Origin of the sequence: Pseudomonas sp. NPDC087598, assembly GCF_044743525.1 — a bacterium.
Taxonomy (GTDB): Bacteria; Pseudomonadota; Gammaproteobacteria; order Pseudomonadales; family Pseudomonadaceae; genus Aquipseudomonas.
The window spans coordinates 1-20,478 of record NZ_JBIUWQ010000018.1; the positions used below are offsets into that span (position 1 = coordinate 1).

Annotated in this window: 14 protein-coding genes; 10 read left to right on the plus strand and 4 right to left on the minus strand. The window is 60.0% G+C overall.

All coding sequences use genetic code 11. From position 1 onward, the window contains the following. Positions 1–289 precede the first annotated feature (289 nt). Entirely contained in the window at positions 290–1,177 is an 888-nt protein-coding gene (locus ACIOWE_RS12355; protein ID WP_401391646.1) for a LysR family transcriptional regulator, read from the minus strand. Between the two features lie 105 nt (positions 1,178–1,282). Between ACIOWE_RS12355 and ACIOWE_RS12360 the strand changes: the two genes are divergently transcribed. The 9 genes from ACIOWE_RS12360 (at position 1,283) to ACIOWE_RS12400 (ending at position 10,377) form a co-directional block, all read left to right on the plus strand. After that, positions 1,283–2,650 carry a DHA2 family efflux MFS transporter permease subunit gene (locus ACIOWE_RS12360; RefSeq protein WP_401391454.1) on the plus strand — a complete coding sequence of 456 codons (1,368 nt, stop codon included), beginning with the start codon at positions 1,283–1,285 and terminating at the stop codon, positions 2,648–2,650. Next, complete coding sequence (locus tag ACIOWE_RS12365) at positions 2,631–3,044, plus strand: DUF4440 domain-containing protein (RefSeq protein WP_401391457.1); 414 nt, start codon at positions 2,631–2,633, stop codon at positions 3,042–3,044. Before ACIOWE_RS12360 ends, ACIOWE_RS12365 begins: the two co-directional genes overlap by 20 nt. A gap of 261 nt (positions 3,045–3,305) precedes the next feature. After that, on the plus strand, positions 3,306–4,232 hold the full coding sequence (locus ACIOWE_RS12370) for a glutamate/aspartate ABC transporter substrate-binding protein (RefSeq protein ID WP_401391460.1): 927 nt from the start codon (positions 3,306–3,308) through the stop codon (positions 4,230–4,232). A 193-nt stretch (positions 4,233–4,425) separates the two neighbouring features. After that, positions 4,426–5,172 (plus strand): amino acid ABC transporter permease, encoded by a 747-nt coding sequence (locus ACIOWE_RS12375; protein ID WP_401391463.1) that lies wholly within the window; start codon positions 4,426–4,428, stop codon positions 5,170–5,172. Next, positions 5,172–5,843: an amino acid ABC transporter permease gene (locus tag ACIOWE_RS12380; RefSeq protein ID WP_003227756.1), complete on the plus strand. Its 672-nt coding sequence runs from the start codon at positions 5,172–5,174 to the stop codon at positions 5,841–5,843. Before ACIOWE_RS12375 ends, ACIOWE_RS12380 begins: the two co-directional genes overlap by 1 nt. Next, on the plus strand, positions 5,840–6,574 hold the full coding sequence (locus ACIOWE_RS12385) for an amino acid ABC transporter ATP-binding protein (RefSeq protein WP_007963947.1): 735 nt from the start codon (positions 5,840–5,842) through the stop codon (positions 6,572–6,574). The genes ACIOWE_RS12380 and ACIOWE_RS12385 overlap by 4 nt, the downstream gene beginning before the upstream one ends. A gap of 238 nt (positions 6,575–6,812) precedes the next feature. After that, the gene (locus ACIOWE_RS12390; RefSeq protein WP_201236964.1) at positions 6,813–8,714 is read left to right on the plus strand and encodes a sensor histidine kinase; all 1,902 of its coding nucleotides are present in this window, start codon (positions 6,813–6,815) and stop codon (positions 8,712–8,714) included. Next, positions 8,711–10,039, plus strand: coding sequence for a sigma-54-dependent transcriptional regulator (locus ACIOWE_RS12395; protein WP_401391466.1), 1,329 nt, complete (start codon positions 8,711–8,713; stop codon positions 10,037–10,039). Before ACIOWE_RS12390 ends, ACIOWE_RS12395 begins: the two co-directional genes overlap by 4 nt. 8 nt (positions 10,040–10,047) lie before the next feature. Beyond that, positions 10,048–10,377, plus strand: a complete 330-nt coding sequence (locus ACIOWE_RS12400; protein WP_401391649.1) for a GlpM family protein — start codon at positions 10,048–10,050, stop codon at positions 10,375–10,377. A 38-nt stretch (positions 10,378–10,415) separates the two neighbouring features. Here ACIOWE_RS12400 and ACIOWE_RS12405 read toward each other — a convergent pair whose 3' ends face one another. Continuing rightward, complete coding sequence (locus tag ACIOWE_RS12405; protein WP_401391469.1) at positions 10,416–11,084, minus strand: DsbA family oxidoreductase; 669 nt, start codon at positions 11,082–11,084, stop codon at positions 10,416–10,418. A 161-nt stretch (positions 11,085–11,245) separates the two neighbouring features. Then, positions 11,246–12,280, minus strand: a complete 1,035-nt coding sequence (locus tag ACIOWE_RS12410) for an alpha/beta fold hydrolase (protein WP_401391472.1) — start codon at positions 12,278–12,280, stop codon at positions 11,246–11,248. A gap of 206 nt (positions 12,281–12,486) precedes the next feature. Between ACIOWE_RS12410 and ACIOWE_RS12415 the strand changes: the two genes are divergently transcribed. After that, positions 12,487–18,024: a dermonecrotic toxin domain-containing protein gene (locus tag ACIOWE_RS12415; protein WP_401391475.1), complete on the plus strand. Its 5,538-nt coding sequence runs from the start codon at positions 12,487–12,489 to the stop codon at positions 18,022–18,024. A gap of 75 nt (positions 18,025–18,099) precedes the next feature. On the opposite strand, the gene metE is transcribed toward ACIOWE_RS12415, so the two are convergent. Beyond that, positions 18,100–20,412 (minus strand): 5-methyltetrahydropteroyltriglutamate--homocysteine S-methyltransferase, encoded by a 2,313-nt coding sequence (gene metE / locus ACIOWE_RS12420; RefSeq protein ID WP_401391478.1) that lies wholly within the window; start codon positions 20,410–20,412, stop codon positions 18,100–18,102. Between the last annotated feature and the right edge of the window lie 66 nt (positions 20,413–20,478).

Below are 20,478 nucleotides of genomic sequence, written 5' to 3' on the forward strand. Positions count from 1 at the left end.
CAGCACCTCCTGACCATGATTGATACCTGTAAACCATGTCCCCGGTCTCAAACGTAAAGGATGTACCCGGTCTTTACCCACCCCAGCCCTCTCCCCCAGGGGGCGAGGGGAAAGGGAGCGAATCGGGGGCATTTCAAATCCTGTCCTCGGGGGAAAGGGAGCCGATCTTCGAGCTTTTCAAAATTGAGTTCGACCGGCTAATTTCAGGTCGGCGTAACTTCCCCAAACACCCCGTTCAGTCCGCTCTACCTCTGGGAGAGGGCCAGGGTGAGGGCTTTCATGGCCTGAGTCAGCTCCCCAGATGCAACAGCAGAAAATCAATAAACACCCGCGACTTGTGCGGCAAGTGCGCCGTGTTGGGAAACACCACATTGATCGAGCGCAGGGGCAATGAATACTCCGGCAACAACCGGATCAACCGTCCGCTGGCAAGGTCATCCTCGATCAGCCATTTCGGCAGCACCGACACCCCAAGCGACGACAGCGCCATTGAGCGCATCGCCGCCGAAGAGTTGGTTTCGAAGTGATGCACACCGCTGACCTCGACGCCCTGCCCTCGCTCATCGCGCATTAACCACTGGGTCGGCGTCTGCAAATTGCTGTTGGCGATCCATGGCACACCACTCAGATCCTGTGGCTCGTGCACTGGATGACGAGCGAGAAATTGCTCGGTGGCGACCAGGACGATTTCATAGTCAGCGATCTTGCGGCTCTTGAACGCCGAATCCGCCAGTCGGCCGAGACGAATTACCAGATCAAGCTTTTCCGCCACCAGGTCATTCAATGAAGAGTTGACGTGGTAGCTCAGCCTGATCTGCGGAAAGGTCTGCAAAAACAACGGGATCAGCGGCAGGATGTATTTCTCGCCGTACTCGCTGGTCGAACTGATCCGCAACTTGCCGGACACCCGATTACTGCCCTTCAGGACGTTATCAAAGGCACTGTCGATATCCGCGACGATTTCCTTGAACTCGTTATAGAAGCTCTGACCGGTTTCCGTCAGCGATACCGTGCGGGTCGTGCGGATCAGCAGTGTGGTGGCCAACGCCTCTTCCAGTGCCTTGATGTGCAGGCTGGCCATCGCCCTGCTGATGTTCAGGTAATCCGCAGCCTTGGTGAAAGACCCCAGATCGACGATCGCGAGAAACGTCTGGACCCGATTCAAATGCCCGTGCATGGCGCCCTGATTCACTGTCAAATCCCTTCAAACATTGTGTTCAGCCCCATTGCATCGACGCCCGGAGTCTATCGCCCCTAAGCTCGCCGACAAAGGGGAAACACCATGGGTTATCGCTACAAGGTCGCGTCGATCTTCCTGATCGGCTTCTTCATCGACTGCATCAATATCTTCATGTCGGCCGTGGCCTTGCCCAGTCTGTCGGCGACGCTGCACGTCAACAGCTCGTCCGTGGCGTGGGTCGCCAACGCCTATATTCTCGGGCTGACCCTGATCATTCCACTGAGCACCTGGCTGGCCGCGCGTTTTGGTAGCCGGGAGGTTCTCACTGCTTCAATGCTGCTGTTCAGCCTGGCGGTGTGGATGTGCGGGCTGGCGAACAGTTTCGCGGAACTGGTGATCTGGCGTTTCGTGCAAGGCATTGGTGGCGGTCTGTTGATACCGGTCGGGCAGGCGCTGACGTTCAATCTGTTTCAGGGTGAGCAGCGAGCGAAAATCTCCACGCTGGTGATGGCCGTTGCGCTGGTTGCCCCGGCGATTTCACCGACAGTTGGCGGTCTCATCGTCGACAGCAGCTCATGGCGCTGGGTGTTTTACAGCAATGTGCCGTTCTCGCTGATCGCCGCCGGCTTGTCGTGGGGGTGGATCAAGGAAACAAAACCAACTCACTTGCCACGTCCGGACATCAAAGGTCTGCTGCTGGTGAGCGCGGCACTCGCCAGCCTGCTGCTGGGCATGTCGCTGTATGGCGGCGACTCCCGGACATGGCTGGCCATGGACTGCATCGCAGCAGGCCTGCTGTTTATCGCGCTGTACGTGCGCCATTACCGCCAGTCGCGTCACGCGATCATCGATCTGAGCCTGCTCAAAAGCGCACAGCTCAGTACGTCGATCTTCATCTATTACGCGATTCCCGGCGTGTTCACCGGGGTCAATCTGCTGAGCATGTTCTTCCTGCAGAACACCCTGCATTTCAGCGCCCGGCTGACCGGAACATTCATGATCGTCTATGCCATCGGTGCGTTCATCGCGATGACGATCAGCGGTCGGGTCTACAACCGCGTCGGCGCCAGACGCCTGTTCACCCTCGGCATGCTGCTGCATAGCGGCGGCATCGTGACCCTGACGCGGGTGAATGCACCGATGGATCTCTGGCTGATCGTCATCGCCTACAGCCTGATGGGCATTGGCGGTGGTATCGGCGCCAACACCGCACAAACCACCTCACTGATGGATTTCAACGGCAGCGACACGCACAAGGCCAGCGTGATCTGGAACATCAACCGACAGATGTCGTTCAGCCTCGGCGCTGCACTGTTTCTGATGATCTTCAACCTGCTGCTCAAGCCGTTCGCCAGCCCTTCGGCCTACCACGCGACGTTCGCGATAGCGGCGCTGGTTGGACTGCTCCCGCTGTTTTTGATGAGTCAATTGAACCCTGCAAAGGCAAACCATGAACAACAACCCGATTGAACAAGCACAACACAGCATTCACCACGTACATGAACTGATTCATCGCGTGTTTACCGATACCGACGGCAGCGGCGCAGCCACCATCGCACCGCTGATGGACGCCTTCGCCAAGGACTTCAGCATGGTCACCACTGCGGGGGTGACGGTTGATCGAGCGCAGGTCGAACAGCTGTTCAGGAGAAACGTGGGTGGCAGGCCGGGGCTTGAGATCGTCATCAACGATCTGCACACCGTCTGGCAGGAAGGCGAGACGATTGCGCTGAGCTATACCGAAACCCATCGTCAGGGTGAACACCTCAGCTCACGTGTCTCGGTGGCGATTCTGCGCATTCGGGCAGAACACGTTGAGTGGCAGTACCTGCATGAAACTGCCTTCACTGCACACAAAGGCTGAAAGCTCGTTCGGTTTTCCGAACGCGACTTTGCGGTCGATTCGGTAAACCGGATCAGTTGTGGCTAAAAACACCGCAACAAAAACTTAATAACCTTGTAAATCAGCTAGTTAACCAGTGGCGACTGGTCTGGCACGACTCATGCTCTACACTCTCTCGACGAATGCCTGCTGTGCCAACACTTCAGGAGCCGTCAGGCATTCGAAGCACAAAAAGGGCCGACAAACTGGCTCCATAAAAAAAACAATGTCGAGGAAAATTTGATGCGCATCGTTCCCCATATCCTGGGCGCAGCCATTGCTGCCGCTCTGATCAGCACGCCAGTTTTCGCCGCCGAACTCACCGGCACCCTGAAGAAAATCAACGACTCCGGCACCATCACGCTCGCTCACCGCGACAGCTCCATTCCGTTTTCCTACATTGCAGATGCTTCCGGCAAACCAGTGGGCTACTCCCACGACATTCAGGTCGCTATCGTTGAAGCCCTGAAAAAAGACCTGAACAAGCCTGATCTGCAGGTCAAGTACAACCTGGTTACCTCGCAAACCCGTATCCCGCTGATCCAGAACGGCACCGCGGATATCGAGTGCGGCTCCACCACCAACAACGCCGAACGCGCTCAGCAAGTCGACTTCACCGTCAACATTTTCGAAATCGGCACCCGTCTGCTGGTCAAGAAAGACAAGGAAGGCAACCCGTCCTACAAGGACTTTGCTGACCTGAAAGGCAAAAACGTCGTGACCACCGCCGGCACCACGTCCGAGCGCATCATCAAAGCGATGAACGCCGACAAGCAGATGGGCATGAACATCATCTCCGCCAAAGACCACGGTGAATCCTTCAACATGCTGGAAAGCGGCCGCGCCGTAGCCTTCATGATGGACGACGCCCTGCTGGCCGGTGAAGAAGCCAAGGCCAAGAAGCCGGACGACTGGGTCATCACCGGTACTCCGCAGTCTTTCGAAGCCTACGCGTGCATGGTTCGCAAAGACGACCCGGCCTTCAAGAAAGCAGTCGATGACGCCATCGTTGCCCTGTACAAGTCCGGCGAGATCAACAAGATCTACAGCAAGTGGTTCGAAAGCCCGGTTCCACCAAAAGGCCTGAACCTCAACTTCCCGATGAGCGACAAGGTCAAAGAGCTGATCGCCAACCCGAGCGACAAGCCGGCGCCTGACGTAAAAATCTGATTACTGACTAACCTTGTCACCTGAGGGAGCAACCCTCCCTCAGGCGTCTGTTACTACCTGCTGGCTTTACTGTGGAACACTCGACCTGGCGGTTTTCGAGCCGATCGCGTGTGCCCGACGTTCGACGTCGGACGGGAAAGGATTTTCCCCAAGTGGGTGCTTGTACATCGATCGATCTCGAGGGGAGACCCTAATGAATTACAACTGGGACTGGGGCGTGTTCTTCAAGTCCACCGGCGTTGGCAGCGAGACTTATCTCGACTGGTACGTCACCGGTTTGGGCTGGACCATTGCCATTGCCATCGTGGCATGGATCATCGCCTTGCTGCTGGGCTCCATTCTGGGGGTCATGCGCACTGTGCCAAACCGCATCGTATCGGGCATCGCGACCTGCTACGTGGAACTGTTTCGCAACGTGCCGCTGCTGGTTCAGCTGTTCATCTGGTACTTCCTGGTGCCTGACCTGCTGCCGCAGAACCTGCAGGACTGGTACAAACAAGACCTCAACCCGACCACCTCGGCTTACCTGAGCGTTGTCGTGTGTCTGGGCCTGTTCACCGCCGCGCGTGTCTGCGAACAAGTGCGCACCGGCATTCAGGCGCTGCCGCGTGGCCAGGAATCGGCCGCCCGCGCCATGGGTTTCAAGCTGCCGCAGATCTACTGGAACGTGCTGCTGCCCCAGGCCTACCGGATCATCATTCCGCCGCTTACCTCGGAATTTTTGAACGTGTTCAAGAACTCCTCCGTGGCGTCCTTGATCGGTCTGATGGAACTGCTGGCGCAAACCAAACAGACCGCCGAGTTCTCGGCCAACCTGTTTGAAGCCTTCACCCTGGCCACGCAGATCTACTTCACCCTGACCATGAGCCTGATGCTGCTGATGCGCAGGGTCGAGAAGAAAGTCGCCGTGCCCGGCCTGATCTCCGTGGGGGGTAAATAATGGACTTCGATTTCAGCGGCATCATCCCCGCCATCCCGGGACTGTGGAACGGCATGGTCATGACCTTGCAGTTGATGGTCATGGGAGTGGTCGGCGGCATCGTGCTGGGGACCATCCTCGCCCTGATGCGTCTGTCGTCCAGCAAACTGCTTTCGCGTGTTGCCGGCGCTTATGTGAACTACTTCCGCTCGATCCCCCTGCTGCTGGTGATCACCTGGTTCTACCTGGCGGTACCGTTCGTGCTGCGCTGGATCACCGGCGAAGACACCCCGATCGGCGCGTTCACCTCCTGCGTCGTGGCCTTCATGATGTTCGAGGCCGCGTACTTCTGTGAAATCGTCCGGGCCGGCGTGCAGTCGATTCCCAAAGGCCAGATGGCCGCAGCACAGGCGATGGGCATGACCTATGGCCAGACCATGCGTCTGATCATCCTGCCTCAGGCCTTCCGCAAGATGACGCCGTTGCTGCTGCAACAGAGCATCATCCTGTTCCAGGACACTTCGCTGGTTTACACCGTAGGCCTGGTGGACTTCCTCAACTCCGCCCGCTCCAGCGGCGACATCATTGGTCGTTCCAACGAGTTCCTGATCTTCGCCGGTGTCGTCTACTTCATCATCAGCTTTTCCGCCTCGCTGCTGGTCAAGCGTCTGCAAAAAAGGTTCGCCGTATGATCTCTATCAAGAACATCAACAAGTGGTATGGGGACTTCCAGGTGCTGACTGATTGCAGCACCGAGGTCAAAAAAGGCGAAGTGATCGTGGTCTGCGGCCCGTCGGGTTCCGGCAAATCGACCCTGATCAAATGCGTCAACGCGCTGGAGCCGTTCCAGAAAGGCGACATCGTCGTCGACGGCACCTCGATTGCCGACTCGAAGACCAACCTGCCGAAACTGCGTTCACGCGTGGGCATGGTGTTCCAGCACTTCGAACTGTTCCCGCACCTGACCATCACCGAAAACCTGACCATCGCGCAGATCAAGGTGTTGGGCCGCAGCAAGGAAGAGGCGACCAAGAAAGGTCTGCAACTGCTTGAACGCGTGGGCTTGTCGGCCCACGCCCACAAGCACCCGGGCCAACTGTCCGGCGGTCAGCAACAGCGTGTGGCGATTGCCCGTGCGCTGGCGATGGACCCGATCGTCATGCTGTTCGACGAGCCGACCTCGGCGCTCGATCCGGAAATGGTCAACGAAGTGCTCGACGTGATGGTGCAACTGGCCCACGAAGGCATGACCATGATGTGCGTGACCCACGAAATGGGCTTCGCCCGCAAAGTGGCCGACCGCGTGATTTTCATGGACGCCGGCAAGATCATCGAAGACTGCCCGAAAGAGGAATTCTTCGGCGACATCAGCGCCCGCTCCGAACGTGCCCAGCACTTCCTCGAAAAAATCCTGCAGCACTAAAAGCAACACCCCGCTCCCCGGCTATGGGGGGCGGGCTGATTGACAATGAGATCCCTTGTGGTGAGGGGATTCATCCCCGATGGGCTGCGAAGCGGCCCCCTGCTTTCCAAAGTCAAACCGCGTGCAATGGTTTGACGACTGCTTCGCAGCCGATCGGGGATAAATCCCCTCGCCACAGGTTCCGCGCTCGACCAAATCAGGATGCTATTGCCATGCTGGTTGACCCAAGGCATCTGTGATGAAATGCGACCCCACTCTCTATCGCGCAGCGCCGCCATCACTTGCCGTGAAGCCCCGTCTGATTCGTCATCTGTTCCTGCCGCCACTGGTCATCGCGCTGATGATCGGCCTGGGTTTTATCGGGTTCTGGACCAGTGAACATTTCGGCATTCGCAGCCTCGGCGAGAATGGCCAGCGTCAGCTGGAACTGCACGCACGCGCGGTCGAAAGCGAAATCAGCAAATACACCTACCTGCCCAGCCTGCTGGAACTGGAAACCAGTGTCCCGCAACTGCTGGCCGACCCGACCCCGGAACACCGGCAAACGGTCAACGACTACCTCGAAGGCCTGAACCGGCGCAGCCGCAGTCGGGCCATCTATGTGATGGACACCACCGGCCGCGTGATGGCCACCAGCAACTGGCGCGATGTCGACAGTTACCTGGGTGAAGACCTGTCCTTCCGCGCCTACTTTCAAAAAGCCGTACGCGGCCAACCCGGACGTTTCTACGGGATCGGCAGCACCAACGGCGAACCCGGCTACTACCTCGCCCATGGCCTCGAAGAACACGGCAAGATTGTCGGCGTCGCGGTGGTCAAGGTGCGCCTTGAAGCCATGGAAGAACGCTGGCAACGGGCGCGGCTCGAAGCGTTTGTCAGCGACGAAAACGGCATCATCATTCTCTCCAGCGATCCGGCACGGCGCCTCAAATCGGTGGTGCCGCTCAGTGACGAGACCAAAGAGAAACTTGCGCGCAGCCTGCAGTACTACTGGTTCCCGCTCAACGAACTGCAACCGCTGGCTCGCGAAACATTGTCCGAGGGTGTGGAAAAACTCACCTTCCCGGCCAACAGCGAAGTCAATTCCGACGAAGAAAACATCAGCTATCTGGCGCAGACCCGCCCCCTGAGCGATACACCGTGGAATTTCACCCTGCTGACGCCGCTACAGGATCTGCGCCGTGAAGCGATCAATCAGGGGATTCTGGTCGCCGTGGCGTTTGCGTTGGTGGCGTTTCTGCTGATTGCCTGGAACGAGCGGCGCAAGGTCATCGCCACCCGCCTCGCCGCCCGCGAAGCCTTGCAGGAAGCCAACAATCAACTGGAGCGTCGGATTACCGAACGCACCGCCGACCTGCGCGCCAGTAACGATCGATTGAAGAGTCAGATCCGCGAGCGGCGCCAGGCCGAAGAGACTTTACGTCGCGCTCAGGATGAACTGGTCCAGGCCGGAAAACTCGCCGCCATTGGCCAGATGTCCACCAGCATCGCCCACGAATTGAATCAGCCACTGGCGGCGATGCGCACGTTGTCGGGCAACACCGTACGTTTTCTGGAGCGTGGTCAGCTCGATGTCGCCAGCACCAATCTGAAGACCATCAACGACCTGATCGATCGTATGGGCCGGATCACCGCCAGCCTGCGTTCGTTTGCCCGGCGGGGTGACAATCAGGGCCAGGCCAGCCTCGGCAAAGCCGTGGACGCGGCGCTGCAGCTGCTCGGCGCACGTCTGGAAAACCCGGCGTTGCAACTGCACCGGCAGTTTATTGATGTGCAGTTGCACATCGACCAGACCCGCCTCGAACAGATTCTGGTCAACCTGATCGGTAACGCCCTCGATGCCATGCAAGCTCAGCCGCTGCCACAACTGTGGCTGGAAGGTGAAGAGTTCAACGGCAAATATCGCCTGCGCGTGCGCGACAACGGCCACGGTGTCGACGCCGAAGCGCGCAAGCATCTGTTCGAACCGTTCTTCACCACCAAACCCGGCGAGCAAGGCCTGGGTCTGGGCCTGACCCTTTCCGCCAGCCTCGCCGCCGCCACCGGTGGCCATCTGGGTGTCGAACACCCCGGTGGCGGCGGTACCACCTTCGTCCTCAGTTTACCGTTGGTAAGCCCTACTCCTGCCGAGCCAATATGAACCACGACCTTAGTGTGCTGATCGTCGAAGACGACCCCCATGTGCTGCTCGGCTGCCAGCAAGCGCTGACGCTGGAAGACATTCCCTGCGTCGGTGTCGGCAGTGCCGAAGAGGCATTGGAGCGTGTCGGCGACAACTTTGCCGGGATCGTCATCAGCGACATTCGCCTGCCGGGCATCGATGGCCTGGAACTGCTGACCCGGCTCAAGCAGCGCGACCGCAGCCTGCCGGTGGTGCTGATTACCGGCCACGGTGATATTTCCATGGCGGTCGGCGCGATGCAGAAAGGCGCCTACGACTTCATGGAAAAACCGTTCTCACCGGAGCGTCTGGTCGACGTCGCCCGCCGTGCGCTGGAGCAACGCAGCCTTGCGCGCGAAGTCTCGTCGCTGCGTCGGCAACTGGCCGAGCGCGACTCCCTTGAGGGGCGGATCATCGGTCGTTCACCGGCGATGCAGAACCTGCGTGAACTGATCGCCAACGTCGCCGACACTTCAGCCAACGTCTTGATCGAAGGCGAGACCGGCACCGGTAAGGAATTGGTCGCCCGTTGCCTGCACGATTTCAGCCGCCGCCACAGCAAGCAATTCGTCGCGCTGAACTGCGGTGGTCTGCCGGAAAATCTTTTCGAAAGCGAGATCTTCGGCCACGAGGCCAATGCGTTTACCGGCGCCGGCAAACGGCGCATCGGCAAGATCGAACATGCCGACGGCGGCACGCTGTTCCTCGATGAAGTGGAAAGCATGCCGCAGCCGTTGCAGATCAAACTGCTGCGCGTGTTGCAGGAACGCACCCTCGAACGCCTCGGCTCGAATCAGAGCGTGGCGGTGGATTGCCGGGTGATTGCGGCGACCAAATCCGACCTAGACGAATCGAGCAAGGCCGGCGAATTCCGCAGCGACCTGTATTACCGCCTCAACGTAGTGACGCTGGAACTGCCGCCATTGCGCGAGCGCCGCGAAGACATCCTGCAACTGTTCGAACACTTCACCCAGCAGTCAGCCCTGCGCTTCGACCGCGCCTTGCCGGAACTGGACAACCAGACCCTGTCGAACCTGATGAGCCACGACTGGCCAGGCAACGTACGCGAGTTGCGCAACGTCGCCGAACGTTTCGCCCTCGGCCTGCCGGCCTTCAAGAAATCTGGTGCGGGCAACGCCGGCCAGGGCCTGGCTTTTGCCGAAGCGGTGGAAGCCTTCGAGCGCAACCTGCTCAGCGACGCCCTGCACCGCAGCGGCGGCAACCTGACCCAGGCCAGCCTGGAGCTGGGCATGGCCAAGACCACCCTGTTCGACAAAGTCAAAAAATACGGATTGAGCCACTGATGGATCTGTTGCTGAAAGCTGCACTCGGTGCCGCCGTTGTGGTGATTCTCGCGGCGCTGGCCAAGACCCGAAACTATTACATCGCGGGACTGGTGCCGCTGTTTCCAACGTTTGCGCTGATCGCCCATTACATCGTTGGCAAGGGACGTTCGGTTGATGACCTGAAAACCACCATCGTCTTCGGGATGTGGTCGATCATTCCGTACTTTGTGTACCTGGCGACGTTGTATGTGATGGTGGATCGGTTGCGGCTGGAGGCGTCGCTGGCCGTGGCGGCGGTGGCGTGGTTGATGGCGGCCACCGTGCTGGTCACGATCTGGGTACGCTTGCACAGCTGACCCAACAATCCCTGCTCTCCCCTGTGGGAGTTGAGCTGTCAGCCGTTGACGGTACCGCCCCGGGATTCGGCCATGATCTGCCGGATCGCCCCGACAAACGTCTCCACCGGTTGCCCGCCCGTCACAGCGTACTGCCCGTTGAACACCACCGTCGGCACCGAACTCACCCCGCGCTGCAACCAGAGTTGCTCTTGCGCACGCACCTCATCGGCAAATTCGTCCGTGGCCAGAATGGCCTCGGCGCGCTGTCGATCCAGTCCGACAGTTTCGGCAATCTGCAGCAACTGCGCGTGATCCGACGGATTGCCGCCGTCGGTGAAATACGCTTTGAACAGCGCCTCTTTCAGCGCCAACTGCAGACCTTCCAGCCCTGCCCAATGCAGCAAACGGTGCGCGTCAAAGGTGTTGTAGATCCGGCTGTTGCCATCGGTGCGAAAGGCAAACCCGACATCGGCGCCACGGGCACGGATGGCTTCGCGATTCTTCTGCGACTGCTCTGGCGTCGAGCCGTATTTCTCGCTGATGTGCTCGGTGATGTTCTGCCCTTGTGGGCCCATCTTCGGGTTCAGTTCGAACGGTTGGAAATGAATCTTGGCCTGCACTTCATTACGCAAGATCTCCAGCGCCTGCAGCAAGCCGTACAGACCGACGACGCACCATGGGCAGGAGACGTCGCTGACGAAGTCGATGTTCAGAGTGGAATTCATGACTCACCTCACGCCGAAAACCCAAACGATACACCCGCCCGGTCTTATAGCGACAGTGATGGCCCTGTCGCTGGCAAGCCAGCTCCCACAAGGATCACACCGAACCTGTGGGAGCGTGGCTTGCCCGCGATGAGGACAGGAGCAACACCACGATACTTCGGTTACAAAAGATTCCCGCCCGCCACAGGCTCAATCTGCGCCCAGTGCGAAGTGTCTTCACGATGTGCCTGCAAATACGGCAACACCGCCGCCAGCAACGGCGCTTTGAAGGCCTCTTGAAAGCGATGCGCCAACCCGGGAATCAACTTCAACTGACTGCCACGGATATGCGCCGCCAAGTGCACGCCATGCATCACCGGCAGCAACGGATCAGCCGTGCCATGCACCACCAGCGTCGGCACCCGCAATTGATTGAGCAGTGCCACCCGGCTCGGCTCCGCCAGAATCGCCATGATCTGCCGTTTGACTCCTTCCGGATTGAACGCGCGGTCATACGACGCCGCCGCCTGTTGCAGCAAGACCTGCCGATCATCGGTGACCGCCGGGCTGCCCAGCGCGGCCAGCAAGTCAGCCTGTTGCTCCAGCGCCACCTCGCGGTTGGGCGCACCGCGTCGCGACAATAACTGCACCAGCGCCGCACTCGGCGCCGGCAAACCTTCAGCACCGGAACTGGTCATGATCAGCGTCAGGCTCTCGACCCGCTGCGGTGCCATCGCGGCCAGATGCTGGGCGATCATCCCGCCCATGCTGGCGCCCAGCACATGGAATTGCTCGACGTGCAACGCATCCATCAACCCCAGCGCATCGTCGGCCATATCAGTCAGGGTGTACGGTGCCGCCACCGGCAAGCCGAGTTTGTAGCGCAACACTTCAAAGGTCAGATTGGCCTCGACCGGGGCCTGCCGCCAGGTCGACAGGCCGACATCGCGGTTGTCATAACGGATCACCCGAAAACCCTGCTGACACAGCGCCACCACCACCTCGTCCGGCCAGTGAATCAACTGCCCACCCAGGCCCATCACCAGCAGCAGTGCCGGGTCCGACGCGCGGCCAATGCTCTGGTAGGCCAGGCTCACCTGCGCCAGATCGACCCGTTCAGTCGGCACATTCACGTCACAACGCGAGGCGGCATACGACGGCGCGCCGAATAAAAGCGCGGCCAGCACGGCCGCGATCGAAAGAAAAAACTTACCCATGAAAAACACCGAAACGCAGAACCCCAGTAGAGCGCGAGTCTGATGAAGTTTGTACAAGCGCGCTGCCACAGTTCGATGACAGTTTGATGAAGAGTGCCGAGCGGTCACCGCGGCAATAACTATCTACCGCCATGGTCGGCCGCTTTCCCCGTTGAATGGCTCAGGACCGGAGCGCATCCGCCGCTCCCCACCGCGAGCCGTTAACCATGCCCGATCGATTATTGTTGAATGCCCCCGCCCTTGAGCCGCCCGCCCAGTCAACGGCAGCGCGCTTGCCGGCCCACCACGACGAAGGTTTACTGCTGAATGCCGCTCATCGATGGCGAGAAAGCTGCGAAGCGTTGCATCGATTGTTTGCCAATGTGCCTACCGCACGGGACACGCTTTTACGGGTGCTCAAGCAAAAGCTGAATCTGGAGCAAACCGGCGCTGGCCTGCTCTTTGCCGCGCAGGATTCGCGCCCGGAACGCTTCATTCCGATGGTGCAGGTGTGTGCTTTTGTCTTTCAGCAGCCACTGGCCAGGATTGCCGTGGATGCGTCTTGTCGGGTCACCGGTCTCTCCACCGCCCACAGCCTGTTCGGCCTGACGCCGGCGCAACTGCTCGCGCGGCTCAAGACATTGCCCATCGAACAAGCCCTGCAGACGCGCTGGAATACCTATTGGGACGCCCGCGCGCCGGGCAGCCCGGTATCGCGCCGCGAACGCGCCAGCCAGTTGTACCGCGAACATCTCGACGCGGCCGCGCAACTTGCCTTCGCCCGGCGCAGCCTGACAGCCGAACAATTGCTCGCGCTCGCCACGCTACAGGAGGCCAGCGCCGCCACGCCCGACATCACCACCGAGCAACTGTCGCTGGTGCTGAGCAATGGCAGCAAGGTCAAATTGGCCGCTGCCTGGGTCATCAGTTTCGGTACCGAGGCGCCGGTCGCCCAGTGGTTGTACCTGCCGCTGCGGCCTGAGGCGTTCCAGGTATTTGCCCAACGTCAGGACCTTGAGAACTGGCTGTCGACGCAATCGTTGGTGCCCACCGGCCTGCCGCAGACCGACCTGCAATTTGAATACACCGGCAGAAACCTGCCATTGACGGCAGGCATGACCGACCTGCTGGCTCACCTGTACAAAGCCCAACTCAATGCCCTGCGCAGTGGCAGTGCCAACAAGCCGGGCCTTTACGAACAGGCCAGCCAGGCCCTCGACAACGTCGATCAGAGCGATCATCAGCGCAATACCGGCGCGGTGTTTGCCTCTGCGCCAACGCTCGATAACGTCGTGGTCGAGCCTGAGCAACAGGCCCTGTTCGGCAGTCTGTACGCCGACATTCCCTGGCCCCTGCGCCAGGCAGCGCTCAACCGGCAACGCGACGCGCTCGAAACACTACTCGACGGTGCCGATACCAACACCGCCCTGCAACCGTTCAAGCAAACACACGAGACGCTGAAAGCCGCCGAGCAAGCCGCTGACAAGGCCGCTACGGCATTGCTGGGCCGCGCCCGCTCCCTCGACCTGGCGACGTTCAACCGTGAATTCACCGCCCTGCACCAGGCGCACAAAAGCGGTTTGCAAGCCGAAGCCGACCTGCAAGGGCTGCTGACCCAATTGAGCGAGGCCGAGCGAGACCGGATCAAGGCCCTGCTCGACACAACGCAAGACCCCGGCGCCGAGCACGTCGCGGCCAGCCTGATCCTGTCGACCCATGAACAGGACCCCGGCATTCAGGCCCCAACTGAACTCAATGGGCCGTTTGTGATGACCCACCCGCAGGCACTGCTCGATCGGGAGTCCGCGCACAGCGTGTTGCTGTACTGGCCGGGCAACGGCGGTGGTTTGCAACGTTTCGCCAATCGGCGAGCGCTGGAACAGCAGGTATTCAAGATTACCGATCAGGACACCGCACTCGCTTTGCAGCTGAAAAAAATCAGCGGTGATCCGCTGCAGCATGGCCTCAATCAACTGACCAGCGACTTCGACGAACAGGCAGGTCTCCTGCGCTCACGTTTTGCCGATGCCAGCACAAAAACCGAGTACGACGAACAACTCGCCGCCCTGCGCCAGCGCAGTCTCGGTGCGTTACAGGTGCCGGTGAACGCCGCTCGCAGTCTGGCGTTCACGCAGGTGCTGGAGCAAGCAAACAGCGGCACGCTGGCGGACGCGCTACCGCACTGGCTCGCCAGAATCGAAACGTCTGACCGCAGCGCGCTTAAGCAACTGATCGAGGCCTTCCTCCTCGCGATGCAGCGCAGCCATGAGCAACTGACCCTCGCCCTGGAACCACGGGACGACTTCACGCGCGCACATCTGCATGAGCGACTGCGCAAGGACTTCGCGCTCAAAGGCAGTTTCGAGATCACCCTCGACCTGCCTGACTCGGTAAAAATGGTCAAACATTACAAACCCGCCCCCGGCCACTCGGGCTATGAGCTGGTGCCGGTGCCCAGTACCACGCGCAGCAAAATGCCGCTGGTGGAACTGGCCCAACTTAACATCGACAACACGCCATCGATGCAACTCGAACCGCTTTCGTTGCGCCTGACATATATGCGCGTGGAGGTCATCGCAAGCGATGCGGTCGAGGCTGAAACCTTGAAAAAAGGCCTCACCCTGACCTGGCTGAAACGTGTACTGCCAGAGCTCGATCTGCCGCTGGCCTACGAAAAACGCATTCGCGAGGCGTTCACCGGGGCGCCGGACGAGTCGACCTTCGTCAAAGAGCATCGCCGCGAATGCCTGGTCGAATCCTGGCGCGCCATGCTCAAACTGCAAGGTGAATTCGCCCGTCTGCAACACCACATCAGCCTGGAAGAATTGCAGATTCTCACCATCGCCACTGACGCCAACACTACGCAAGCCTGGCAAGCCGAGCGCAAACGCATCGTTATCCGTCCGGCGTATCTGAGCGTCGGTGGCGCGGACACGCCCAATGAAGGCGCGGTCACCCTGTCCGGCGTGACGTTCATCGAGGAGCAGGTCAGCGGCACCACCCTGTTGTATCTGCCCGACAGTCCCGACGACCGTTTTCTGCGGCGTTACGACAACCTCGAAGCGGCGCGCATGGCGTTGTACAGAATGTGCACACAGGACAGCTGGATCCGCTATGTGGCGGGCCGCGCCTTGCAGGGTAACGTCAGGGCCCATGAGAGCCGGCTCAACCAGGCTGTGCTCAAGCACTTCGATGCGATCATCGGCGTCGGCGAGCGCTGGTCGCCCGGCACCTCGTTCGCCGCGCACTTGCTGGATGCGCACATGGGACGGCTGATCGAAGCCCATCGCGGCACCTCGCGCTCCAACGATGCGCTGTACATGGAACGCTATGCGCTCAAGGGACCCCGTGCGTTCAATTACCTGAAAATGGCGATCGGCCTGTTGCCCTTCATCGGCACCGCCATCGCCGTTCACGATGCCTGGACGGCGGCCAACCAGTCGGTGGCCGCATTTTTACGTGGCGACATCGGTGAGGGTCTGGCTGAACTGGAATCGGTCCTGCTGTCATTGATCGACGCGGCCATGGATCTGTTGCCCGGTGAACTGGCGTTATCGGCCGTGTCGCGCACGGCTCGCTCACTGACCCGCGCACGCCAGATGCGCGTCTTGCTCAGAACCACCACAGCGCTGCAGAACACGTCCCGGCGTCAGGCTCGACATGTGGCGGCGCGCTTTTCGGGTTACGAATATGAACAACCGATCTCCCTTGCCGGTCTGCAACCGGGCACCGACGGGTTGTATCGCGGCATCTACCGGCATGCCGACGGCGATTTCATTGTGCGTCAGGGACGGATCTTCGAGGTGCAGCGCAGCAACGATTCACGCAACTGGCGCTTGCGCGGCACCCGCAAGGCCACCTACAAACAACCGGTGGCGCTCAATGAAAACGGCGAGTGGGACACCTGGTTCGGCGTCTACGGCAGCACCTTCGAGGGCGGTGGCCTGGGGGGCGGAAACGTGATCGGGCATCTGGCCGATACGCTGGATCCGATCTGGCCGCAGGCGATTCGTCAACGATTGCCGCGCTGGTGGGCGGACCGGACCTTTCGCCGTCATCACTACCTGACGGAACTCGCCGATGATCTTGCCGAACGACTCGAAATCCGCGGCGGAAACAGCGACGTGACGTTAAACCGCTATGCCAGCGCGAAAACCGATGAGGCACGCCAGGCCCTCATCCCTGCCGCTGAAGCCGCCGCCATCGGTGACATTGAAATGGCAATCCGGCGTTATCAAACATTGCTTGAACTGGAACCGCTGACCCACGGCAACAAGCGTCGCTACCTGATCGAAATGCAAAGCAAGACAGCCGCACTACTGGCCGACCGATATGCACGCCGCGCCATCCACAACTCGCACAGCACCTCACCGCTGATCTCAGGGATCGATTACCTGAACAAGCAACTGGATGAACTGCCGCACGACGCCCTGGTACAGCGCCTGACGCTGATGGAAGAGCGCCGTCAGTTGCGCCTGGAATACCTGCGCAAACTGGATCAGATGGAAGTGCTCAGAGTTGACGTCAACCATTGGTACGAGCGTATTCGCATGGCGGCGGACAAAAAAATAGTGGCCAGCCTTGTCGATGACCTGAACGCCAAACACAGTCCTTTTCTACTGAGCTTTCAGAAAACCTATCAACGCCTTGAGGCGGTGCAGCGTGCCGGCAACATCGGCGATGCTTCCTGGCTATATCTGCTGGGACAGGCGCGCAGGCTGCGGGAGAAAGTCGCCCGGGCACTCAACACCCACCATGACCTGCTGAGCGCCAGCGTCACCCGAGTACAGCGCGACGCCATTCTTCAAGACTGTGTCGACACGTACGCGCAGTTTGCCCGCGATATGAAGGTCTGGACCGCCAGCTACCCGCAATTCTTTCATGAAGAGCTGATCGAGCCGCTGATGTCCGGGTTCGAAAAGCTCGGCGAGCAGGCGCGCAAAAGCATCGGCAACCCCGTGCACGCCGCGCCGCCGGCCGGAACGATCAATCGCAAAGTCTTTCCCACCGAGGACGATCAATGGCTGATCGGCGTGGAAACCTGGGACAAGAAAAACAACAAGCATCACTACGAGATGAACAGCGGCGAAATCTGGGAACAGACCGCAAGCGGAAAATATCGCCTGACAAGTCATGCGGCCGCGACACCGGCATCGCCTCCGTTGAGTCTGTCGACGCTGGTGACCGAGGCGCGCAAACGCCTGGACTCTCAGGCGGCTTACCGCGCCCGGGTCGATTCCTACGCCGATCAGGACATGTTGCCGGTCGATCTTGAGCACATGCTGGTCAGCGAGGCCGCCGAGCTGAGTTTGCGCGCCGACCGTATCGCCGGCGTCGCGCCGCAGAATCCGGTGATTGCCCAACTACGCAACAAGGCCACTGAATTGATCGCCAGTGGTCGTGCCCTGCGCACCCGTCAGTCACTGACCACGAAATCGCCCACTGACGGCATGCTGCTCGATCTGATCGAACAGAGCGCGGTGGAAGTTCGCAAAGTCAAACCCCTGCAGAACATCAGCAAGCGAGGTGCCCGCAAGGACTACCTGCAAGAATATGAAGTCTGGGATCTGACCCTGATACCCAATGAACTGCTGTGGTATGCCCACTTTCATTACGCCAGTGCAACGCCGGTGATGCGCACGTTCGAAAAAGCTCACCTGAAACTGCCCGAGCACCAATTCTCGACCCGTGCCGACGATCCCGACCTGCCGACTGCCGATATCGGCAGACAGTCAGCAGTGCTGGAGTATTTCGAGGCACTTTGAACGCTAAAAAAGCAAAAAAAACCGCTGAGCCCTGGGGCTCAGCGGGTTCGTTATATCAATGGACAGAGCGCAGGTTTACGCCAGTTGACTGCGCAACTGCCGCGCCGCCGCCACCATGTTCACCAGCGCCGCTTCCGTCTCCGGCCAGGCGCGGGTCTTCAAGCCGCAATCGGGGTTGACCCACAGTCGCTCGGCGGGAATCCGCTTCACTGCCTTGCTCATCAACTTGACCATTTCGGCAGTGTCCGGCACCCGTGGCGAGTGGATGTCGTAGACGCCCGGACCAATGTCGTTCGGGTAATCGAACGCTTCGAAGGCTTCAAGCAACTCCATGTCCGAACGCGAGGTTTCGATGGTAATGACGTCGGCGTCCATGTCGGCAATCGCCTTGATCACGTCGTTGAATTCGCTGTAACACATGTGAGTGTGAATCTGCGTTTCATCCTTGACCCCGGATGCCGTCAGACGGAACGCCTCGACCGCCCAGTCCAGATATTCCTGCCATTGCGCCCGGCGCAGTGGCAGACCTTCGCGGAACGCCGCTTCGTCGATCTGCACGATCTTGATCCCGGCGCGCTCCAGATCCACCACTTCATCACGCAGGGCCAGCGCCAGTTGTTGCGCCTGGATTTTGCGTGACACGTCTTCGCGAGGGAACGACCACATCAGCATGGTCACCGGACCGGTGAGCATGCCTTTCATGACCTTGTCGGTCAGGCTCTGCGCGTAGGTGATCCAGTCCACGGTCATGGCATTCGGACGGCTCAAGTCACCGTAGATCACCGCTGGTTTCACACAGCGCGAACCGTAGCTCTGCACCCAGCCGAAACGGGTGAACAGGTAACCGTCGAGCTGCTCGGCGAAGTACTCGACCATGTCGTTGCGTTCGGCCTCACCGTGAACCAGCACGTCCAGGCCCAGACGTTCCTGCACCTGCACCGCGTGGCGGATTTCACTGCGCATGGCGTCGTGATAATCGTTGGTCGACAGCTTGCCCTGCTTGAACGCCTGACGCGCCAGACGAATCGAACCGGTCTGCGGGAACGAGCCGATAGTGGTGGTCGGGAACGTCGGTAATTGCAGGCGCGCCTGTTGCCGGGCGATACGTTGGGCAAACGGCGAATGACGCTGACTGTCCTCGGCATTGATCGCGCTGATCCGCGCCTGCACCTCGGGTTTATGAATGCGTGACGACTGTGCACGGCTGGCCTGAATCGCCCGGCTCCGGGCCAATGCAGTTTGCACCTTGGGCGCTTGTGGATCGTTCAAGGCATCGCGCAGCACCGAGATTTCGCTGCACTTCTGCACGGCAAACGCCAGCCAGCTCTTCAGTTCCGGATCGAGCTTGTCTTCACGCTCGACATCCACCGGACTGTGCAGCAACGAGCAGGAACTGCTGACCCACAGGTTGTCGCCAAAACGCTCCTGCGCCGGTTGCAGTTGCGCCAGCGCCTGCTCCAGTTCGCAGCGCCAGACGTTACGCCCGTTGACCAGGCCCACCGAGAGAATCTTGTAGGTCGGCAAACGATCGAGCACCTGACCGAGTTGCTCCGGCGCCCGCACCGCATCGATGTGCAGGCCTTGCACCGGCAGGCCCACGGCCAGGCCGAGGTTGTCTTCGAGGCCACTGAAGTAGGTCGCCACAAGTTTTTTCAACGGCGAATACTGAAGGATGTGATAAGCGCGCTCGAAGGCGCTTTTCCACGCTTGCGGCAGGTCAAGCGTGAGGATCGGTTCATCGATCTGCACCCACTCCACGCCCTGGTCAGCGAGGCGGCCGAGGATTTCGTTGTACACCGGCAGCAGGCGTTCAAGCAGATCGAGTTTGTCGAACTCGTTGCCTTTGGCCTTGCCCAGCCACAGGTAAGTCAGCGGGCCGATGATCACCGGTTTGACGTTATGCCCCAGCGCCCGGGCTTCTTCGACTTCGTCGAACAGCTGTTCCCAGCTCAGCTTGAACGGTTGGTCTGCGGTGAATTCCGGGACGAGGTAGTGGTAGTTGGTATCGAACCACTTGGTCAGCTCCTGGGCGTACTGAGTCTTGCCGTGCTCGCCGCCGCAGCAGCCTGCCGTTGCGCCGCGCGCCATGGCAAACAGGGTGTCGAGGCTCGGCTGGCCGTGTTCATCGCGCACGCCGTCAAAACGTTCCGGGATGACGCCGAAGGTCAGCGAATGAGTCAGCACCTGGTCGTACCAGGCGAAGTCGCCGACCGGCAGCAAGTCGATGCCGGCATCCTTCTGCAACTGCCAGTGGGTGGCGCGCAGATCACGGCCGACCTTGTTCAGGGCAGCTTGATCGAGATCGCCTTTCCAATAGGCTTCAAGGGCTTTTTTCAGTTCGCGGTCGGCGCCGATGCGCGGAAAACCAAGGGTGTGGGCCACGGCCATGTCGAATGTGCTCCATTGGGTAAAAGATGGCGCCATTGTCGACAGCCAGACCAACATGAGACAAAC